This is a genomic window from Nocardia sp. NPDC058497, assembly GCF_042720195.1.
Taxonomy (GTDB): Bacteria; Actinomycetota; Actinomycetes; order Mycobacteriales; family Mycobacteriaceae; genus Nocardia.
This window is the reverse complement of the sequence record NZ_JBHXMY010000260.1, coordinates 1-2,784: the sequence shown is the minus strand read 5'-3', so window position 1 is coordinate 2,784 and position 2,784 is coordinate 1. Positions and strand designations below refer to the sequence as shown.

The 2,784-nt window shown below is 68.1% G+C and carries 3 protein-coding genes; all 3 read left to right on the top strand.

The features are described from left to right. The first annotated feature begins 112 nt into the window (after positions 1-112). The 3 genes from purE (at position 113) to ACFWPJ_RS18225 (ending at position 2,646) form a co-directional block, all read left to right on the top strand. The gene (purE, locus tag ACFWPJ_RS18235; RefSeq protein WP_378852783.1) at positions 113-619 is read left to right on the top strand and encodes a 5-(carboxyamino)imidazole ribonucleotide mutase; all 507 of its coding nucleotides are present in this window, start codon (positions 113-115) and stop codon (positions 617-619) included. A 43-nt stretch (positions 620-662) separates the two neighbouring features. After that, the gene (locus ACFWPJ_RS18230; RefSeq protein ID WP_378852781.1) at positions 663-1,322 is read left to right on the top strand and encodes a TetR family transcriptional regulator; all 660 of its coding nucleotides are present in this window, start codon (positions 663-665) and stop codon (positions 1,320-1,322) included. A gap of 166 nt (positions 1,323-1,488) precedes the next feature. Then, positions 1,489-2,646, top strand: coding sequence for an acyl-CoA dehydrogenase family protein (locus ACFWPJ_RS18225; RefSeq protein WP_378852779.1), 1,158 nt, complete (start codon positions 1,489-1,491; stop codon positions 2,644-2,646). Positions 2,647-2,784: the final 138 nt, after the last annotated feature.

Below are 2,784 nucleotides of genomic sequence, written 5' to 3'. Positions count from 1 at the left end.
CAGCGAAGCGGGGGGGCGACTCGGACCGCCCAGGGGGTATTTCCCCCCCTCGGATGCGAGGTCACGAGGCCGAAAACCCGCGGCGCCAGCCGCCGACAACACAGGAGCGCATGTGACCACCACCGGACCCCAGGTCGGCCTGATCATGGGCAGCGATTCCGACTGGCCGACGATGGAGGCCGCCGCCGAGGCACTGGCCGAGTTCGGCATCCGCTTCGAGGTCGGCGTCGTCTCCGCGCACCGCACCCCCCAGCGCATGCTCGATTACGCCAGGGACGCCGCGGGCCGCGGCCTCCAGGTCATCATCGCCGGCGCGGGCGGCGCCGCCCACCTCCCCGGCATGGTCGCCTCGGCCACCCCGCTCCCGGTCATCGGCGTCCCCGTCCCCCTCAAGTACCTCGACGGCATGGACTCCCTGCTCTCGATCGTCCAGATGCCCGCAGGCGTCCCGGTAGCCACCGTCTCCATCGGCGGCGCCCGCAACGCGGGCCTCCTGGCCGTCCGCATCCTCGCCGCCCATGACGCGGCGCTGCGCACCCGCATGGAGCAGTTCCAGGCCGGCCTCGAGCAGATGGTCCTCGACAAGGACGCCGCCCTGCGCACCAAGCTGCTGGGCTAGAACCCGGTCGGGACCTGTCGTGGCCGGTGACTACGGTGGTCGGGTGGCACACGACGATGCGGCGCAGTTCCGGCTCACGGTGGTGGATCAGGCGTTGCGGTTGTTCGCCGAGCGGGGGTACGAGGCGACGACGGTGGACGAGATCGCGGTGGCGGCGGGGATTTCCCGGCGGACCTTCTTCCGGCAGTTCCGGTCCAAGGAAGACGTGATCTTCGCCGATCACGAATTCCAGCTCGCCCTGGCCGAGGATTCGCTGGCGCGGGCCGAGGGCGATCCATGGGATGCGGTGTGCGAGGCCGTGATCGGGGTGTTCGAGCGGTTCACGCAGTGGCGTGACATCGCCGCGCGCCGATATCAGGTGGTGCGGCGGGTGCCCGCGTTGCGGGAGCGCGAGATCGTGACGGTGTTCCGGTACGAGCGCCTGTTCACCGACTTCCTGCGCGAGCAGTTGCCCGACGTGCCGGACCTGGCGCGCGTGCAGTTCACCGCGGCGGTCACCGCGACACACAACTATCTGCTGCGCCGGATGGTGCGTGGCGAGTCGGCGGCCGCCGTCACCGATCTGCGCACCGAACTGGCCCTGATCCCACGTGGCCGACAGGAGCCCGCGCCCCGCGAGGAGCTGGTTCTCGCGGTCTTCCCGCGAGACATGCCGCCGCGCAAGGTGGCCGACCTGATCACCGCCCAGCTCGGTAACCTGTGAGCGCCGCTTCGGCGGCTGGAGCATGAGGTGACACTGAGTGCCACCGGTATATCCCCATGTAGCGATAGAGTGCCGGGCGTATAATCCAAGTCGAACTGGCACTCGGTGCCGATGCAAGACACGCTGTTGACCGCAGCGATCACCACCACGACCAGGAGTGTGCCCGATGGCGGGAAACCCGGATTTCAACCTGTTCCAGCTCGAGGACTTCCACGATGAGCTCCGTGCGGCCATCCGCGGCCTCGCCGAGAAGGAAATCGCTCCCTACGCCAAGGACGTCGACGGCAACGCCCGCTTCCCCGAGGAGGCGCTGACCGCCCTCAACGCCGCCGGCTTCAACGCCGTGCACGTGCCCGAGGCCTACGGCGGCCAGGGCGCCGACTCGGTCGCCACCTGCATCGTGATCGAGGAAGTCGCCCGCGTCTGCGGTTCCTCCTCGCTGATCCCCGCCGTCAACAAGCTCGGCACCATGGGCCTGATCCTCAACGGCTCCGAGGAGCTCAAGCACAAGGTCCTCGGTGACCTGGTGAACGGCAAGATGGCCTCCTACGCGCTGTCCGAGCGTGAGGCCGGTTCCGACGCCGCGGCCATGCGTACCCGCGCCAAGGCCGACGGCGACGACTGGATCCTCAACGGCTCCAAGTGCTGGATCACCAACGGCGGCCGCTCCGAGTGGTACACATTTATTTCTTTTCCCTACGCCTATACGGGCTCCAAAGTAATCTCCTCGTTCATGGTCCACAAGGACGACGAGGGCTTCGTCGTCGGCCCGCTCGAGCACAAGCTGGGCATCAAGGGTTCGCCCACCGCCGAGCTGTACTTCGAGAACTGCCGCATCCCCGGCGACCGCATCGTCGGCGAGCCCGGCACCGGCTTCAAGACCGCGCTGCAGACCCTCGACCACACCCGCCCGACCATCGGCGCACAGGCCGTCGGCCTGGCCCAGGGTGCGCTCGACGCCGCGATCGCCTACACCAAGGACCGCAAGCAGTTCGGCAAGGCCATCGCGGACTTCCAGAACACCCAGTTCATGCTCGCCGACATGGCGATGAAGGTCGAGGCCGCCCGCCTCATGGTCTACACCTCCGCGGCCCGCGCCGAGCGCGGCGAGAAGAACCTCGGCTTCATCTCCGCCGCCGCCAAGTGCTTCGCCTCCGACGTGGCCATGGAAGTCACCACCAACGCCGTCCAGCTCTTCGGTGGCGCCGGCTACACCACCGACTTCCCGGTCGAGCGCATGATGCGCGACGCCAAGATCACCCAGATCTACGAGGGCACCAACCAGATCCAGCGTCTGGTGATGTCCCGCCAGATCCTGCGCTGATCCGCTCGATCTCAGCGCCTTCGCGGGGCCCCGCTTTGGTAGTGGGGGGGGGCGGTCCATGGTTGTGCCAACACACGGGGCGGGGGGCGCGACGCCCCGCCCGACGCGGTATAAAAAAAAAAGGAGCACGCCAAGAAA